At 40.6% G+C, this 18,118-nt stretch carries 9 protein-coding genes; 1 reads left to right on the forward strand and 8 read right to left on the reverse strand.

All coding sequences use genetic code 11. The features are described from left to right. Positions 1–17 precede the first annotated feature (17 nt). From H6G26_RS08225 to H6G26_RS08255, 8 genes are all read right to left on the reverse strand, one after another. Positions 18–3,680 carry a hybrid sensor histidine kinase/response regulator gene (locus tag H6G26_RS08225; protein WP_190728782.1) on the reverse strand — a complete coding sequence of 1,221 codons (3,663 nt, stop codon included), beginning with the start codon at positions 3,678–3,680 and terminating at the stop codon, positions 18–20. A gap of 91 nt (positions 3,681–3,771) precedes the next feature. Continuing rightward, positions 3,772–3,960, reverse strand: coding sequence for a four helix bundle protein (locus H6G26_RS44230; RefSeq protein WP_347242446.1), 189 nt, complete (start codon positions 3,958–3,960; stop codon positions 3,772–3,774). Between the two features lie 46 nt (positions 3,961–4,006). Beyond that, a complete protein-coding gene (locus H6G26_RS08230) occupies positions 4,007–7,312 on the reverse strand; it encodes a GAF domain-containing protein (RefSeq protein WP_190728783.1) in 3,306 nt (1,101 codons plus the stop codon). Positions 7,313–7,422: 110 nt separating this feature from the next. After that, entirely contained in the window at positions 7,423–7,896 is a 474-nt protein-coding gene (locus H6G26_RS08235; RefSeq protein WP_190728784.1) for a chemotaxis protein CheW, read from the reverse strand. A 53-nt stretch (positions 7,897–7,949) separates the two neighbouring features. Then, entirely contained in the window at positions 7,950–8,315 is a 366-nt protein-coding gene (locus tag H6G26_RS08240; protein ID WP_190728785.1) for a response regulator, read from the reverse strand. A 292-nt stretch (positions 8,316–8,607) separates the two neighbouring features. Beyond that, positions 8,608–9,810, reverse strand: a complete 1,203-nt coding sequence (locus tag H6G26_RS08245; protein ID WP_190728786.1) for a response regulator — start codon at positions 9,808–9,810, stop codon at positions 8,608–8,610. 522 nt (positions 9,811–10,332) lie between these two features. Next, the gene (gene murQ / locus H6G26_RS08250; RefSeq protein ID WP_190728787.1) at positions 10,333–11,259 is read right to left on the reverse strand and encodes an N-acetylmuramic acid 6-phosphate etherase; all 927 of its coding nucleotides are present in this window, start codon (positions 11,257–11,259) and stop codon (positions 10,333–10,335) included. 124 nt (positions 11,260–11,383) lie between these two features. Next, positions 11,384–11,812 (reverse strand): DUF3110 domain-containing protein, encoded by a 429-nt coding sequence (locus tag H6G26_RS08255; RefSeq protein ID WP_190728788.1) that lies wholly within the window; start codon positions 11,810–11,812, stop codon positions 11,384–11,386. A gap of 266 nt (positions 11,813–12,078) precedes the next feature. On the opposite strand from H6G26_RS08255, the gene H6G26_RS08260 reads away from it, so the two are divergent. Next, a complete protein-coding gene (locus tag H6G26_RS08260) occupies positions 12,079–17,964 on the forward strand; it encodes a translocation/assembly module TamB (protein ID WP_190728789.1) in 5,886 nt (1,961 codons plus the stop codon). Positions 17,965–18,118 lie beyond the last annotated feature (154 nt).

An 18,118-nucleotide genomic window follows, 5' to 3' on the forward strand; every position in this document is an offset into this window, starting at 1 on the left:
CGATGGCATTTCCAAAATCATCGATCATTTGTCACCATAAGTAAATGGTTAAAATCATCTGTATTACTATTAATTAATCCCTGAATTGTAGCGAGAAACTCATGCTCTAAATAAGGCTTGGTCAAGTAAGCTTTTGCACCCAATTCTTGAGCAAGCTGACGATGTTTTTCAGCACTGCGAGATGTGAGAATGACTACAGGTATTTTTGCTAAATTTGGGTACTGACGGAAATTACTCAACAACTCAAAACCATTCATTCGTGGCATTTCTAAATCGGATATGACAACTCGAATTTTTGGATGCAACTGCAACTTTTCTAGAGCTTCTACACCATTTTGAGCCTGTATTACTTGATAACCAGATTTTTGCAGTGTCAGAGAGAGAGTTTGGCGCAGGCTAATCGCGTCATCTACTACTAAAACAACTTTTGGTGATTTATTATCTGGTTCTTGAGAATAACTGGGCTGGGTTTCTATAGGTAATTTATTATCTTGTTCCTGAGAATAACTAGGTTTGGTTTCTATAGTTGTTGTGGAAGTAGATGCAACAAGTAATGGCGTAGATGAAAAACTATGTCCCGATATCGGCAAAGCTTTTTTATTTGAGGAAGAAGCTATTGGTAGCGCCATGATATCAAGCGTTGTTTGTTGGATCTCGCAAGATTTTACCAGCAATGAAGCATCAATCACTAAGATGAGATTACCATTAGCTAAACTACTACAACCATAAATGTATTTTGGCGGTGCGATCGCATTTCCTAAAGGTCTGATTACCAGTTCTTGTTCACCAATAATTTGGTCAACTTCCAAAGCTACCTTTTCTTGATTCCGTCGTAGCAAAAGCACCGGATTTTTCGCTACGCTTGGGTCGTGAGCATTTGATGTGTTGTATGGAGTACTACTATTAAAAAATGAACCATTATAATCAATCAACTTTGAAAGCTGACGCAGGCTGACCATAGTCTCATCATTATCTGTGTTCCAATGCAAGACTTTTTTCCCTTCGATCTCTTTAATCTGTTGTTCAGAAGGAACCACTATTTTTTCAATACTGTCCAAAAGAAGTGCATAAATAACACCTTTGGCTTGAACTAGCATTAATTTTTCTGTAGTCATAGAAAAAGGAATTTTGAGTATGAATATTGTTCCTTGGTTAGCCGAGGATTCAACTGAGATTGAGCCGTTGAGTGCGCGCATTTGAGTACGCACAATATCTAAACCCATACCGCGCCCAGAAATTTCACTAACTTTACTAGCAGTAGAAAATCCAGGTGAAAATATCAAATCTAGAAGTTCAGGTTCAGCCAGATTAGAACCATAGCTTCTAATTTTATCTTCAGTTTGTATAGGATAAAATTCAACAGCTTTTCTGCGAATTCTGTCTAAATTCAATCCCATCCCATCATCCCGAACTTCGATAATAGTTTGGCTACCCTGATGATAGGCACAGATTTCGATTAAACCTTGTTCTGGTTTACCAAGCTCTCTGCGAACATATGGAGCTTCAATACCGTGGTCAAAAGCATTACGCACCAAGTGTAATAACGGGTCGTACAGCTTTTCTGCGATCGCTTTATCTACTAGTACTTCAGTACCAGTAAGTTTTAATTCTACAAGTTTGGCATGAACATTCGCCAACTTATTGACCATGTGGGGGAAGCGATTCAGGATATTGCCCAAAGGCGACATTCGTGCTTCGACTAAACTATCTATAATATTAAGAGTTAAATTCTCTTGTTTGTCACTAATTTGAGCCGCTTGCGTCACGAGCAAGTCAAGAGATTCTGTGGTTTCTTGTAGTTGCAGTGTCTCTTCTATTGCTTCATGCAATGTAGTATGGAATTCTGTATATACATCCATTTCTAAAGAGTCAAATTTAACTGCAAAACTTTGCGTTTGCTTTGAGGCAATATTTTGTATTTGTAATGGTAAATCACGTAATTCATTTAAAGTGGTTTGGTGTCTAGTGAGTTGCCGGATTAATTGCTCAATTATTTCTTTAACTTGTTCATCTTGCAAAGTCCGCCGTTTTTGGTAAATCAGCAATTCTCCTGCTAGATAATTGAGGTGTTGCAGTCTCTCTGTATCTACTCGAATAAATGAAGGTTGGCGGAGATTTTTAGTTTGAACATACTGTGATTTATCTTCTATTTCTTTATTGATTTGTGTAGCCAAATCAGGCATGACTTCAATAGCTGTTTCTGAAACATCTATAACTACCTGCTCAGTGACAGCTAAAGAATCATCAGTCTGTATCGCCACGACTTCAGGAATAAGATTTTGGTTAGTGTCTTCTCCCCATATTGCTTCTAGTAAGTTATCAGTTATTTGAGAAGGTAGAGGCTGAGATATTTCTTTAAGAACTAGCAGTTTTTGTAACTTGGGGCTATCAAGCCAATTTTTCTCTTTGCCAGTAACAGGAGGATAGTTTTTATATTCTTTTGCTAATGTATGAATTTGAGTTTGTAATGTTTTAATTAACGAGAGATAACTGTCAGCTTTTTTAACAGAATATTCAAACTTTGCTACTGCGAATAGGATAATTAAAATGATTCCATGCCGATAAATACAAAGATTTTGACTATCTTCTTCATCTTTGATAAAATCAAGAAAATTATTTAGCCAATTTTCAATATAATTAAGTAATTCTTTTTTTCCTAGTCTAGGAACTAGTAAGGTTAAATTAAGCTCTGTCTCTGGTATTTGTAGTTCGTGATTAAACCAGCCAAAAATGTAGTGGAGTACTTTTAAATAAAATTTTGCAGTTGTTGGGTTTACAGGTTCGTTTTTAGTATTATCAGAGGTAGTAATAAACTGGTAAAATTCTTCTTCATTGATGATAAATGTGTCAGCAAATGAATTATTTTGTAATTCTCCAGATAACTCATTATTCGCCACTGTTGCGAGTTTTTGCAAACCTGGAGAAGCTTCTCCACCAAATGTGCGATCGCCTCCTAGTACCAATTTTTGTGCTTGTTGTAAATCTGCAAGAGCAATTTCTGCAATTTGCTGCACCTGAGCGGGGTTTGCTTGCAGCGCTGACAAAATTGTTTGGGAAATTTCTCCCAATCCAGGTAAATTTAGAGATTCTGCTAAACCGAGAAATACCTCAGCTTGAGATTGTAAAAACTCTATAAACTCATCATGATTTGGTGGATTGTTAACAACTTCACCAATAGTGTTTAGACGTTGTTCTACTCCTGCTTCAAAAACTGACTGCACAATATCAAAGCCCAGTTCTTCAGAAGTGGGAATATGAGACTCAGCGCCAAATGCATCACCCAGTTTTTCTTGCAATTGTGCAAAAACTGAACTTGCTCGGTGCAGCAGTTCTTCATTATTAACATTGCTGCCTATTAGCTCGGTATTTAATGCTATACTCAAACACTCATAAGCTTGTAGTAAAAGTGTTTGTAATTCATCATCAACCACTACTTTTGGGTTGTATAGAGCTTTAAATACATCTTCTAAAAAGTGAGCTATCATCTTAATTACTTCTAGACCAACATTAGCAGCACCACCTTTAATTGTATGAGTAGCCCGCATTAAGTTATGAACTTTGGTAATGCTATAACCTTCCGATAAGCTAAATAGTTCTTGCTCAATAATTTGAACTAATTCCGGGGCTTCAGCTAGAAAGTAGATGTATCCTTGTTCACGAATTTCGTTATCTGTAATCATAATTAGGGAGTGGGGGATGGAGGGCGGAAAATAGGGAGATCGGAGGATTTAAAATAATGGGAATTTTTTAATTCACATCAGGTGTAATTCCCTACTCTCTACTCCCATTATTTTCTAAAAAACGAATCAAAGCACGGAATAGTTTTCCTACAGATTCACATTGTTTCAAAATGGGGATGGTCAGTTGAATATCTGTAAGTCTAATTTTGGGTCTAACTGATAGTAATGAGTGAGTTTCTAGCTCTTTGAGAGAGCCTTGCGCTATTCGGAGGAAGTGAATTTAAAAAGCTCTCACTTCCCACTCCCCACTCCCTATTCCCTATTCCTTATTTCACTTTAAACTTACTAGCAGTTGCTAATAGCTCTTGCGCCATCCCTGACAAATCTTGGAACACAGTAGCAATTTCTTGAGATTCAGCAAAAGTTTTATTAGCAATTTCTGCTACATCTTGCATTGATTTTGTGACTGTTACAGATTGTGTCATTTGTTTTTGAGTTGCTGCGGTAATCCGCTCAATTAGCTGACTAATTTCGGCAGTTGCAGAAACGATCGCATTTAAGTTTTGACGAGTGTCGCTAACAAGATTTGTACCTTCTACCACCTGCTGAATGCCAATTTCCATAGCTACTGCAACTTCCCCGGTTTCTGCTTGAATCTCCTGGACTAGTTTTTCTATTTCGATGGTTGCTGCTGCTGACTGGCGAGATAAAGAACGAACTTCATCCGCTACAACTGCAAAGCCTTTGCCATATTCACCGGCACGGGTGGCTTCAATAGCTGCATTCAGAGCCAATACGTTTGTCTGTGTGGCAAAATTACCAATCAAATTCACCACTTTAGAGATTTTTTGCGAAGATTCACTGAGGCGTTTAATTTTCTTGCTGGTTTGAGCGACGGTTTCACGAATTCCTTGGATTGCTTTTACAGTTAAGTTCATCGCAGTATCGCCAGACTCTACAGTTTCATTGGCTTGTTGCACCGCTACTTGCACTAACTCAGCATTCGTCACCACAGCTTGAGTAGAGTCCACCATCTGTTGAATCTCACCTAAAGCTGCGGTAATTTCCTCAGATTGTTGTTGTGCTAAATTAGTCAGTCCCGTTAGTGAAGCTTCGCTGTTACCGGAAGTTTGGGCAACTTGTTGAGCAGCCCCCTGTACTTGAAGAACGATTTGGCGCAGTGCTTGCAGGGTATTATTGTAAGCATCGGCGATCGTGCCTAGTTCGTCTTCTGTAATGGGTGCGCGTACTGTTAAGTCGCCGTTGAGGGCGGGTCTAAGGGCTATTAGGAGTTGAATAGATCCTTGTTGTAGTAACTCCTTGGCTGCCTTTTCTCGTGCTGCTGCTTCTGCTAATTTGGCTGATTGTCCTTGCAATTGTTGCAAATATTCAGTCTGTTGTAATGCTAACCCTAACTGGTTGCCAATGCGTGCTAACAAGGTGACTTCCAATTCTTCCCAATCACGAGTTTCAGAATTTTGATAAGCTGCCAGCAATCCCCACAATTGTTCCCCAGCAAATACAGGAACAATTACATAAGCTTTGGCTTCAAATTGCTCTAAAACTTCAATGTGGCAAGGAGAATGACCTACCTGATAAATGTCATTAACAACAAAGTTTTCCCCTTGGGCATATCGACCTCCTTGAGTTTCTTGCAAGTGGGTATCTTCCCAGACAGTCTTGATATCGGGGCCTACCAGTTTTACCCAAGTATGAGCTACTGATTCTGCTACAAATTCACCAGTCCAATTAGGGTTGAAGCGATAGACTGCGACGCGATCGCACCGCAGTAATTGGCGTACTTCTTGAGTGGTTGTTTTGAAGATTTCTTCTACATCTAAAGATTGCCGGATGCGGTTACTGATCTTAGTAACAGCTTTCTCCTGTTCTGCTATCTGAGCTAGTTTGTCAGATTTAACCCGAACTAATTCTAAATAATCTATTTGTGATTTAGCTAGACTAAATTGCAAGCTAATCTGAACCAAAAAGTTCGCTTCCCAGGTTTGCCATTCACGGGAGCTAGAATTTTGATAAGCTGCTAACAAACCCCACAATTTTTCCCCGAAGAATATAGGAACAATTATGTAAGCTCTGGCTTCAAATTGCTCTAAAATCTCAATATGGCAGGGAGCAAGCCCTACTTCATAAATGTCATTAACAACAAAGTTTTCGCCTCTGGCATACCTACCTCCTTTAGTATCTTGCAAGTAGGTATCGTCTAAAACGGTTTTAATATCAGGGCCTACCAGTTTTGTCCAACCAGTACCCACAGACTCAGCCACAAATTCGCCACCCCAGTCAGAGTTAAACCGATAGACAGCGACGCGATCGCATCGTAGTGATTGGCGCACTTCTTGAGTGGTTGTTTTGAAGACGCTATCTACATCTATAGATTGCCGGATGCGGCCTACTATCTTAGTAAAAGCTTTTTCTTGTTCAACTATTTGGGCTAGTTGCTCAGATTTCTTATGCATCTGTTCTAGATATTCGCCTTGTGAGATAGCCACACCAAATTGCAGCCCAATTTGAGTTACAAAGCTTTCTTCCCAAGGTTGCCAATCACGAGGCCCAGAATTTTGGTAAGCTGCCAGCAAACCCCATAATTTCTCTCCAGAAAATATGGGGGCAATGATGTAAGCTTTCATTTCATACTGCTCTAAAATGTCAATATGACATTGAGTATGTCCCATTTTATAGATGTCATTGGCCACAAAACTTTCGCCCTTGGCATAACGTCCTCCTTGAGTGTCTTGTAAGTGGCTATCTTCCCAGACCATGTAAAAATCAGGGCCGACCATTTTTATCCAGCCATTACCCACTGACTCAGCAACAAACTCGCCACTCCAGTCATCTTTGAAGCGGTAAACAGCGACGCGATCGCATTTTAGTAATTGCCGTACTTCTTGAGTGGTTGTTTGAAAAATCTTATCGACATTCGATGCCCGCAAAATTTTGTCGATTACCTTAGCTACAGATTTTTTTGCTAGTATGCGCTGTTGTTCTTCTCTTTTGAATTCAAAACTCTGCAATTTGTATATGAGTTCTGTTGTAATTTGGGATAGTAGGCTAATTTCTACTTCTTGCCACTGCCGCGTTGATAAGCAATTATTTACTACCAGTAATCCCCATACTTTACCTTCTACTACAATCGGTAAACTCAAACTAGCTTTAATTTGAAATTTATCTAGGAGTTGCTTTTGATAAGGGGTAAGTTGAATCTGATTGATATCGTCAATAACTACAGGTTCTATATAATCTTGATTGGCATACAAGCCAAAAATAATTCCTGGAATATTTTCGCCTAAAGTCGGTGTCCAACCTAGTGTTCTAGATTCTGCTAAAACATTACCTGATTCCAGGGAAGTAAACTGATAAATTAAGGCGCGATCGCAGCCAATCTTTTCTCTAATTTGCGCTACAGTGATTTTGAGTAGTGTATTAAGGTCTAGAGCTTGGTGCATATGAGTTGCAATGTCTTGCAACTGTCGCCGCGAAGTTTTAAATTCATGAGCGATCGCATTTAATAAAGATATTTCATTGTTAGCAATATTTGTTATATCAGCTTTACCATTTTGATTTTCTAATTCGGAGATTAGATGCTGATTCTCGTGGCTATTATACAAAAATGTCATTTGATTATCCTCAATTTTTGTGGCTTGTAATAGGTTGATATTTAACGGGTAAGAATGAACTGGTATTTTGCCATCAACAATTAGGAGATGTCAAAATACTATATCTATGTTCAATTATGAATCCCCCACATGGGAGCTTGAATAATCGTTATGGCATCCAAATTAAAAATCATATCCTCGGAATCGTTAATAAAGTATCCCTGCAAGAAAGGTGATATTTTAGGATAAAATAATTCGGTAGTTGGGGGTTTCATCTGCTGAGTATCTAGCCATTCAATATCTATAAGTTGTCGCACCAATAATCCCAAATACTTACCCTTGTTTTCCAGAACAATCGCCATCATTTTTGAAAGTAAGTTTGATCCTTGCGAAATTGGAGGATAACCTAACATTGCCTCTAAATCTACCAACCACAGCATCTCACCCCGCCAGTTATAAATACCTAAAACACTACTGGGCATCTGAGGAACGCCACATATTTCAGGTAATGGTACTTGCAAAACTTCTGTGATATGTTGCAACGAGATTACGGCTGTATCACTGACTCCCAAATTAAAACTTAAAAACTTTTCCCTGGTTTCCAAATTTATTGATCCTTATTCTCTGATGATTTACTGGTAGCAACTATTTGCAATTATTATTTATTAATCAACCGCTTCAAAGTTACCACTAATTCCTCTCGATCAATCGGTTTTGATAAATAACCATCAGCACCCAACATATTGCCCCAAATTTTATCTACATCACTATTTTTTGTTGAGCAAAAAACTACAGGTATTTGGCTAGTATTGGGGTTATTTTTCAGTTCTCGGCAAATTTCAAAGCCACTTTTACCTGGTAATATTACGTCGAGAAATATTAGGTCTGGCTTATTTTGATCTATTTTATCTTGAGCCTCTTCACTGCTTTTGGCACTAATCACAGAATAACCTGCCTGTTGCAAGTAACGGCTGATTATTTCCATATCTGTTAAGCCATCTTCAACAACTAAAACAGTATTCATGGTAGTTACTCATTAAAATATTTTCAGAATGTAAACAGATTTAGACATACAAACAAATCCTAAATGATTTGTGAATAAAGGCATGGAAGACACTAGAGGCTAACCCTAGCTCTTTTGCCATAAACACTATTTCATAACTCAAATAGGACTGCTAGAAATACAAAAAACGTATTTGTCTAATTTTGATCTAATCTTTATTTATTAACCTCAGAAAAAGTACGTAATAAAAACTTCTGAGCAATTAAAATTTCAAGGTAATCAGACTAATTATCAATAAAATTACTAATTTAACCTAATTACAAACCTCTAAATTAGATTTACTCTTATCGATAGATACACTCGCTGTAGGTAAATACTTACGTACTATAGCCATTACCTTATCAGCTACTACAGGTTTAGTGAGAAAATCTGTAGAACCAACTACTTTGGCACGAACTCTATCTATAAGACCATCACTGCCTGTTAATATAATTATTGGTGTGTTGGTAAAGGTAGATATCCGTCGCAACTGAGTGCAAATTTCGTAACCACTGGCAACTGGCATAACCAAATCTAAAAAAATCAGGTCTGGTTTATCCTGAATGAGGTTTGGTAGAGCTTGTACAGCATCTTGAATCTTAACAAACCTCAGTCCATTGGAAGTGATAATATCTTCTAGCATTTTACAGACCTGAGGGCTATCATCCACACAAGCTACTAGTGGAGTAATCCGCTTCTTTGGTTGTGCGCTGCTAGAGTTATTGTTGACTTCAGTAACTCCTAAAGGCAAGTCAGGTACTTCCACCAATTCGATGATTCCTTTAAGAATGTAAGGAAGCAACGAACGCGTTAATGGCAGTACACTCTGCTTCATTTTCACTGCTAAATCTCGTAGAGTAAATTTGCCGTTGATTAAATTGACAAAGTTTTTGTAAACAGATGGGCTTACCATCTGCTGGAGTTGTTCTGGCCGCCGCACAACTGGTGCCAAGTCAGGAGAAAAATTTGCTAAACCAGCTTCTGACCAAATTTTCCACGAGTCTTGCATATGCTTTACAGACATTTCTGCACTCGTGAAGCTCATTGGTGTTTCTAAGATAACTTCTTGGCTGCGATTGCAACTTATAGAAGCAAAATTTCCTTGCAGAGCTAGGTCAAATAATAGTTCTACTATTGTGCTTTCTGCAATAGACTGAATCTGTTCCCGTTGGATTTTCTGTTTTTTATAAAATATTTCTAGAAGGCGATAATCCCAATAATCGATTGATAAGTCTTGTAAACGCAACTGCAATTTATCAACATCAATCTGAGGACAATTCTGGGACATATGTCTACGCCAGCGCCGGAAGGGATGAGTTCCACCTGTTGCCCAAACTATGCGTCCTAGCCGATAATAAAAAGTCCATTGACTGCCCTTTGAACTTTTAATATTTAATTTGCCATTGTATTGCAATTGAGTACAAGTTTTAAATTCATTAACTATGTTATTTGAAAAAATAAGTTCTGGGTGGGTCATACTTTATTCCTTTTATTAAAAAGCCAGGTGTTGAAAAACCCACATTGGCTACATAGTGGTCAGTAGATATGTCAACAAGTGCAAATACATTTGGTATATAGGGGACTAAATCAAGTCTATTAAAAAGACAATAAAGATGTGAAATGGCAAAAATTTTGCTAGTAACAAACCTATTTATTCAAGAGTTTATTATTGGCATATTTTATTTTTCTCCTAATCTTTAATCGCTTGATTAACTTATATAATCCACATCATTATTGATATATTATTTTAAGAATTTTTCTAGGAAATCATATCCGTATAAGTTCTGAATTTTTGTTTGAAAAGAATTAGCAGCTTCTAGAAATTTTTGTTATAGCTATTAAGATTGGCAATAAATGTTAAAAATATTGATTTAAATTAATATTTATTCATATCTTTTACTTAGCTTGAAGTTATCTAGAGAACATTGTACTTACAAAAAAGGCGTGCTACTAAGAAAAGTAACAGCCATTGATAGAGTATTTATTGAGGAAAATTTCTTTAAGCTTGGTTGTGGTTTTGATAACTTAAAACAGCTGCTCTGAGATTACTTTGATGTTCTGAAAGCAACCGATCGCCCTCGTCTTTTTCCAAACCAGTCCAGTGCATTAATAGCGCTAGCTTAACCCATTTACCACTGCGTTCTAATAAGAAGCCAGCAGCTTCCCGACTTAAACCTGTGAGGTCTTGCAAAATTCGCAAAGCGCGATCACGTAACTTTTGATTTGTTACTGCTACATCCACCATCCGATTGCCATAAACCTTGCCTAGCTTGACCATCACTCCAGTGGAAAGGATATTTAAAGCTAATTTTGTGACTGTACCAGCTTTCAAGCGAGTTGAGCCAGCAATTATTTCTGGCCCTGTCAATAGGCGAATGTCAATATCGGCATCAAAGCTAACTTGTTCAGCTGGAACACAGGCAATAAAAATAGTAGTGGCTCCCCGTTGACGAGCAGCATGAAGCGCACCGTGGACATAAGGCGTTGTCCCACCAGCAGTAATCCCGACTACTACATCTAGCTGGGTAATTTGTCGCCCTGCGATCGCAGCCTCGCCATCTTGGATGCTATCTTCTAAATCCTCGGAACTGCGTATCAGTGCGCCAGCCCCACCAGCAATAATCCCCTGTACCAACTCTGGGGGTGTACAAAAAGTAGGTGGACACTCAGCAGCATCCAACACTCCTAACCTGCCACTTGTGCCCGCACCGATATAAAATAAGCGTCCTCCGTGGCGCAAACGTTCTGCGGTACGCTCAATTGCTTGTGCCAACTGAACTTTCGCCGCCGCAACCGCCTCGACTGCTTTTTGGTCTTCGCTATTAAACAGCTCCACCAATTCCAGAGAACTGAGCTGGTCTAAGTTAAGACTGTTAGGATTTACCAGCTCGGTTAAAAGATGTCCACGTTCCTGCAAGTTTGTCATTTGTCCTTTGTCCGTTGTCCGTTGTCACGTTGTCCGTTGTCATTAGTCACTTAGCGACCAATGACCAATGACCAATGACGAATGACCAATGACCAATGACCAATGACCAATGACTAATGACTAATTACAACAATCCTTCCAATTTGCGACGCATCTTCTCTAGTTCAGAATCAGATAATTCTGGTTCTTCTAGTGGCTGTTGATTGAGAGGGAAAGTGTCTTCAACAGTATCCTCCTTCTGGGCATCTACTTGCCAGTCGGTTTGTTCGACGTTAAGTTCTGGGGGAGTTACAACTAAATTGCTGTTTTCTGGGATGATTTCCCATTCATATCCAGCACTTTCGCAAAATTCCTTGATTTCCTCAGCATCGATTGGCTCTGGTGTAGGTGAGGGGAAATCCTGAGCTTCCAGCATCAGGGCAAAGCGCGTCGCGTCGTCTTCTGACTCGAACATCAGAATTTTATTGCGATTGCCCTCCCGAATTGTGTGAATCCCCTCATTTTCGGTTCGAGCATTAAAAATTAACACAAAGACACGCATTGGTGTAATCATCTGTCTTTTTTTAAGGTCTATTCATATTAAAGTTTGACGTTGTGCCTGTGCGAAAGTCACAGGAACAATTTTCACTCTATTGAGATCAGATTTACCGGAAAACGCCAATATTATTAAGCATAAGTATTGGATCAGGGAAATACCGTAACTCAAGCAATTAGCTCTTGGGTTTAGTTGGCGTATCCTGGAAATGGCATACTGAATCAATGTGTCAGTTAATGCTTGTGTGTGCCAGCAACATCGGGCAATTAATACAGTGAAAGCAAATGACTAAATCTCCCAATCAAGATATTCTGTCTCCGTCCCCTATCCGCAAGCGTCTGTGGTTGCTGGTGTTGAGTCGGGGTAGTATTACTTTGAGCGGACTTTTACTGTTAGGAGTTGTCGTTGGTATTTGGCGGTTGTGGACTTTTGTCCAAACAGAGTTAACGCCGTTGGCACAACAAAGTCTGACTACTACACTCAACCGTCCGGTAAAACTAGGAAGAGTCAGACAATTTTCCTTGACAGGAGTGCAGTTTGGGGCTTCAGCTATCCCGGCGACACCTACAGATCCAGATCGGGCCACAATCGAAACTGTAGACGTGGGTTTTGACCTGTTACAACTAATCTTTAACCGCAACTTAAAGCTAGATGTTACCTTAGTCAACCCAGATATTTACATTGACCAGGATGACCAAGGACGCTGGATTTCCACTAAAATAGCGTCGTCACGTGAAGGCGGTGCAATTAAAACCGATTTGGATTACCTGCGGTTTCGCAATGCCAAGCTGTCCTTGATGCCGCAGAAGAGGGCAGGGCAGGCAGGGAAAGCAACATCTCCTTTATCTCCTGTGGGGTTTTCTCAAATCAATGGTTCTGCCCAACTTTTAGCGAATAATCAGTTGATCAGGTTTAATGTAGGGGGTCAAGCTGACAGTGGTGGCAGTATTTCTATTCAGGGAGAGACGCGTTCTAGGGTGCTAGCAGGCAACTTTCACTTGCAAGCACAAGACTTGTTGGCTGCGGATATTACTCGGTTGATTAAGTTGCCAGTGAACTTACAGGCAGGTCGAGCCAATGGCGACTTGTTAGTTCGGTTAACACCAGGACAGCAGACTTTATTGTATGGCAGTGCTGCTGTGCAAGGGGTAACACTTCAAATACCCAAAGTCCCGCAACTGTTGACCAATAGCCAAGGAAATCTCCGCTTCCAGGGGACGGAGTTGCAGTTAAACAATGTTACTACCAACTACGGCAAAATTCCCGTAGTGGCTGCGGGAATCATCGACGCTCAAGCAGGCTTTAAGTTGACAGGGCGTGTAAATACGGTGAGTTTGGCTAATGCCCAGGATACCCTCAAAGTAAAACTACCTGTGCCGATCGCTGGACAAGTACAAGCTGATTTGCAGATTACCGGATCAACTAAAGAGCCAATTATCTCAGGCACAGTTACCACTATCCAAACTGCTCGGATTGACAAAGTTGATTTTAATAGCATCAGTAGTAAGTTTGAGCTTGCTACTAGTTCCTCTTTAATTACCCTGAAAGATATTCAAGGTAAAGCTAAAGTTGGTGGTGATATCACGGGTGCTGGCACAATTCAACTCGGTAAAACCCCGCGAGTAGATATAAATTTTGCTGGTAAGAATCTTCCAGGGAATGCGATCGCAAAAGTCTATGAAATAACACCCAGCTTCCAAATCGGCAATGTCTCAGGTACTGCTCAACTAACTGGCGCTCCCACCAATGTCCAAACTTTGGTACAGTTTCAAGCTCCTAACGGAACTTACCCCGGAACTGGTGAAGTTGCAATTGCTCCAAATCGCAACGTTTCTTTCCGCAATGTAGCTCTGAATGTCAGTGATGGTACAGTCCGGGCAACTGGTAGTTATGCCAATGAGCGTTGGCAAGCTGTGGCTGTTGCCTCTGGGGTAAAATTAGAACCCTTTGTAGACAAAAGTCAACTGCAAAATGTCTCTTTGGCGGAAGCACAGTTTAATGGTCGTCTTATTCTCTCAGGCAGCACAGCACCATTTAAAATTACTACGATTCGCAGTGATGGTGGAGGAGTTGAAATTGGCGGCGGTACAGTTGCAGTTTCTAATATCCAGCTGCAAGACCAAAGCTTCTCTGCTCAACTTGTAACTAATGGTGTGCGGTTGGGACAAATATTGAAACAGTCTCCCCCAGCTTTAAATAATCCATTGGCGGGTACATTTCAAATTGCAGGCAACAGAGATAATTTCAGCCTGAAAACCCTCCGTGGTAGTGGTGAAGGTCGCCTTGCTCTTGGCGGTGGTACGGTTACAGCCTCTAATATTCAAGTGGCTAATGGTGTTTATCAGGCGCAAGTTAAAGCCAATAATGTCCCTGTGCAGCAGTTGGCAACGCTACCAAAGCAGTTCCAGGGAGCGTTAACTGGTCAGTTCAATGTAGCGGGTTCTGTTGATTCTTTTAAGCTGCAAACTATTCAAGCCAACGGTCAGGCGCAGATAAATGTTGCGCGTGGGACTATTACAGCCTCTAATATCCAACTTGCCAATGGTATGTATCAGGCACAAGTTCAGGCTAAGAATGTACCTGTGCGACAGTTGGCAGCAGTACCACCGCAGTTTGGAGGGACGTTAACTGGCCAAGCAAACGTGGCGGGTTCTGTTGAGTCCTTCCAACCGCAAACTATCCAAGCTAGTGGTCAGGGGCGGGTGGATGTTGCAGGTGGAATTATTACAGCCTCTAATATCCAAGTGGGAAATGGTGTATACCAGGCGCAAGTTCAAGCAAATAACGTACCGTTGCAGCAGTTAGCAGCAGTACCACCGCAGTTTAGAGGGACGTTAACTGGTCAAGCAAACGTGGCGGGTTCTGTTAAGTCCTTCCAACCGCAAACAATTCAAGCTAGTGGTCAAGGACGACTGGATGTTGCAGGTGGAACGATCGCAGCCTATAATATCCAATTGGCTAATGGTCGCTATCAAGCTGTAGTTGATGCTTCCGGTGTGGAATTAAATCGGTTAAATCAGCAATTACGAGGTCAATTTGGCGGTCAGTTGCAATTAGCTGGCGCATTAGGCTCATCCAAATTAGCTGATGTGCGTGCTGCTGGACAGGTGCAATTATCCCAAGGTATCCCTGGTTTTGAGCAACCCCTGACGGCTGCGATCGCTTGGAGTGGTGAAAGGCTTACTATTGAACGAGCAACTGCTCCCGGTTTAAGTGTTACTGGTAACATATTAGCCAATGCAAGAAAGGCAGGTATACCGGAAATTACTGCCCTAAATCTTAACGTCCAAGCGCAGAATTACAACTTAAAACAGTTACCGATCAATCTTCCTAATCAGGTTGCTGTGGCGGGGAGAGTAGATTTTAATGGACAAATCACTGGTAAGCTGCCCTTGCCAAATGTGGTAGGGCAAATTAATTTACGAGACTTGGTTGTTCAAGACATTGCTTTTGAGCCGTTGTTAACTGGAAACATCGATTCAGTACAGGGACGCGGGTTAAATTTGAACTTGGCGGGTAATAGCGATCGCGTAGCCTTCAATTTAGATGCCAATAATCGCCCGAAATCTTTCTTAGTTAAATGGCAGCAAGCATCAGCTATAGGCAATGTGCAAGGGAATGATTGGGCGCTTAAACTTGCAAATTTCCCCTTACAAATATTGAATTTAACTCCGCCACCAGTTACTCGACTGGGTACTGGTAAGATAACTGGGTTGTTAACTGGAGATTTGCTGTTTAATCAGCAGACATTGGCAGCAACGGGGAATTTAGCGATCGCTAATCCGCAAATTGGCCGGCTTAAAGGCGATCGGTTAGCGGCTCAATTCCGCTACAGTGATGGGAAAGGCACACTTGCCAGTAGTGAGTTTGTCAAAGGCAAAAGTAGCTACGCTCTTGTCGGTACTTTTGCCCAAAGCCCTAAAGGCCCTCAACTACAAGGTAAACTAAACGTCAACCAGGGAGAGATCCAAGATGTTCTAACTGTAGCGCAGATATTTGATTTACAAAATTTGCCAGGTGGTTCAGCAGAAATCTACGGCACAGCAGAGGATCTAACCACTATCCCCCAAGGAACGCCAAATCAACCTTTATTAACCCAAATCCAACGGTTTTCTGAAATTAAAGCTTTGCTAGCAGAACAGGAAGAACAGCGACTTAATTCCACTCCTATACCAGATTTGGCAGACTTAAAAGGCACTTTCAACGGGGAAGTGGCTGTAAATACAGCTACAGCCAATGGATTATCAGTGGATTTCAATTTGAATGGACAAAACTTTGCCTGGGGTAAAGAAAAAGAACGAAATCGTTTTTATACTGCCGACAAAGTGATTGCCGAAGGCAACTTTGAAAACGGTGTTTTGAGTTTGCGACCTTTACGGATTGAATCTGAAAACAGGCTGATTGCCTTCACGGGTAACGTTGGCGGTGATGAACAATCTGGCCAGTTACGGGTGAATAATTTTCCGGTACAATTACTGAATAATTTTGTCAAACTGCCAGTTGGAATCACAGGTAATCTTAACGGTACAGCAGCGTTAGCAGGCAGCATTGCTAATCCCCAAGCTAGAGGGGAATTGCAAATCACAGAAGGATTATTGAATCAGAAAAAAATAGACTCAGCGATCGCAAGTTTCAGCTATGCCAACGGACGCTTAAACTTTAATAGTACTGTAGCAGTTCCTGGGCCAAAACCTGTTGATATTACTGGCAGCATCCCTTATAAATTGCCTTTTGCTTCCGTGGCACCAGACAGTGAACAAATCAGTTTAGAAATGAAGTTAGAAAACGAGGGATTGGCACTGTTAAACGCATTGAATAATCAAGTGGTATTTGAGGAGGGTAAAGGAGAAGTAGACCTTAAGGTAAGTGGAACATTACAAGAACCCGAAGTAAATGGAATTGCCACCATTAATGATGCTATTTTTTCAGCCCAGGCTTTGCCAGGAAAGCTGGAAGATGTCACAGGTAGAATACTGTTTAATTTTGACAACATCTCAGTAGAAAATTTTCAAGGTAGATTTAGCCGTGGGAAGGTAGAAGCTGCTGGAAAAATTCCCATTTTCAACAATGAAAACGTGATTATCGACAATCCCCTAACTGTTAATCTCGATCAGCTAGCGTTAAATCTGAAGGGACTTTACCTGGGAGGTGCTAGCGGCAATTTACAGATTACTGGTTCTGCCCTTAGCCCAGTAATTGGTGGTAAAGTAAATTTATTTGATGGTCAGGTATTGCTGGCAGAATCTACCGACGCTGCTTCATCTGGAAATAGTGGTCTGGGTGTATCACCCATAAAAGATAATAAGCAGAGTAAAGCTGAAATTGGGAATGGCATAGGAAATGCGACCGCTAGATTTAATAATCTAGATTTAGAACTCGGTAAAAACGTCCAAATTACCCGTCCTCCTATTCTCAACTTCCGCGCCACTGGTAATCTCATAGTTAACGGCTCAATCAATCAGCCAATACCCGATGGTACTATTCGGTTAGAACAAGGTGGGGTGAATTTATTTACTACCCAATTTAACCTTGCTCGTGGTTATCAACACACTGCAACTTTTAGCCCCTCTCAACCCCGCGACCCCAACTTGGATATACAGCTATATGCCAAAGTACTAGACGTAACTCAAAGTAATGACTTCAGCCGGATAAATACCACAGGTTTATCAGCCTTAGAGAGTGTTCGAGTCGAAGCCACTATCAACGGTCTCGCCAGCAAACTGAACGAAAATCTAGAACTAACAAGCAGTCCGTCACGTAGTCAAACCGAAATTGTTGCTCTTTTAGGAGGTGGATTTGTAGACACCCAAGGACGTGGCGACAGTACTTTGGGTTTGATTAACATCGCAGGTTCGGCTGTGTTCAACAATCTTCAGTCAGCTTTTAACCAGATTGGGAGTACCTTTGGCTTAAGTGAACTGCGAATATTTCCTACTATTATTTCTGATAATCCCGAAGCTGGAAGGAGCAGTTCAACTTTGGAATTAGCAGCAGAGGCTGGGGTTGATATTTCTTCAAAAATCTCGGTTTCCAGCATCAAGATTTTGACAACAAATGACCCATTCCAGTGGGGTGTTAATTACCGAATAAACAATGAGTTTCGTGTGCGTGCTTCCACTAATTTAACCGATGATAGTCGTGCAGTAGTGGAGTATCAAACGCGATTTTAAATAAATCTCTTAAATTTGAAATTACGAATTACTTTCTGTTCCATCTTCTCCTTGCTTATCAATAGTTTGTCGTACCTGTTCAACATTCAATTCTAATGCTTGGGCGATTTGCTCTATACTTAAACCAAACTTAAGCAGACGGGGTATAGTCTCC

This window comes from Nostoc sp. FACHB-888 (assembly GCF_014696655.1).
Taxonomy (GTDB): Bacteria; Cyanobacteriota; Cyanobacteriia; order Cyanobacteriales; family Nostocaceae; genus Nostoc.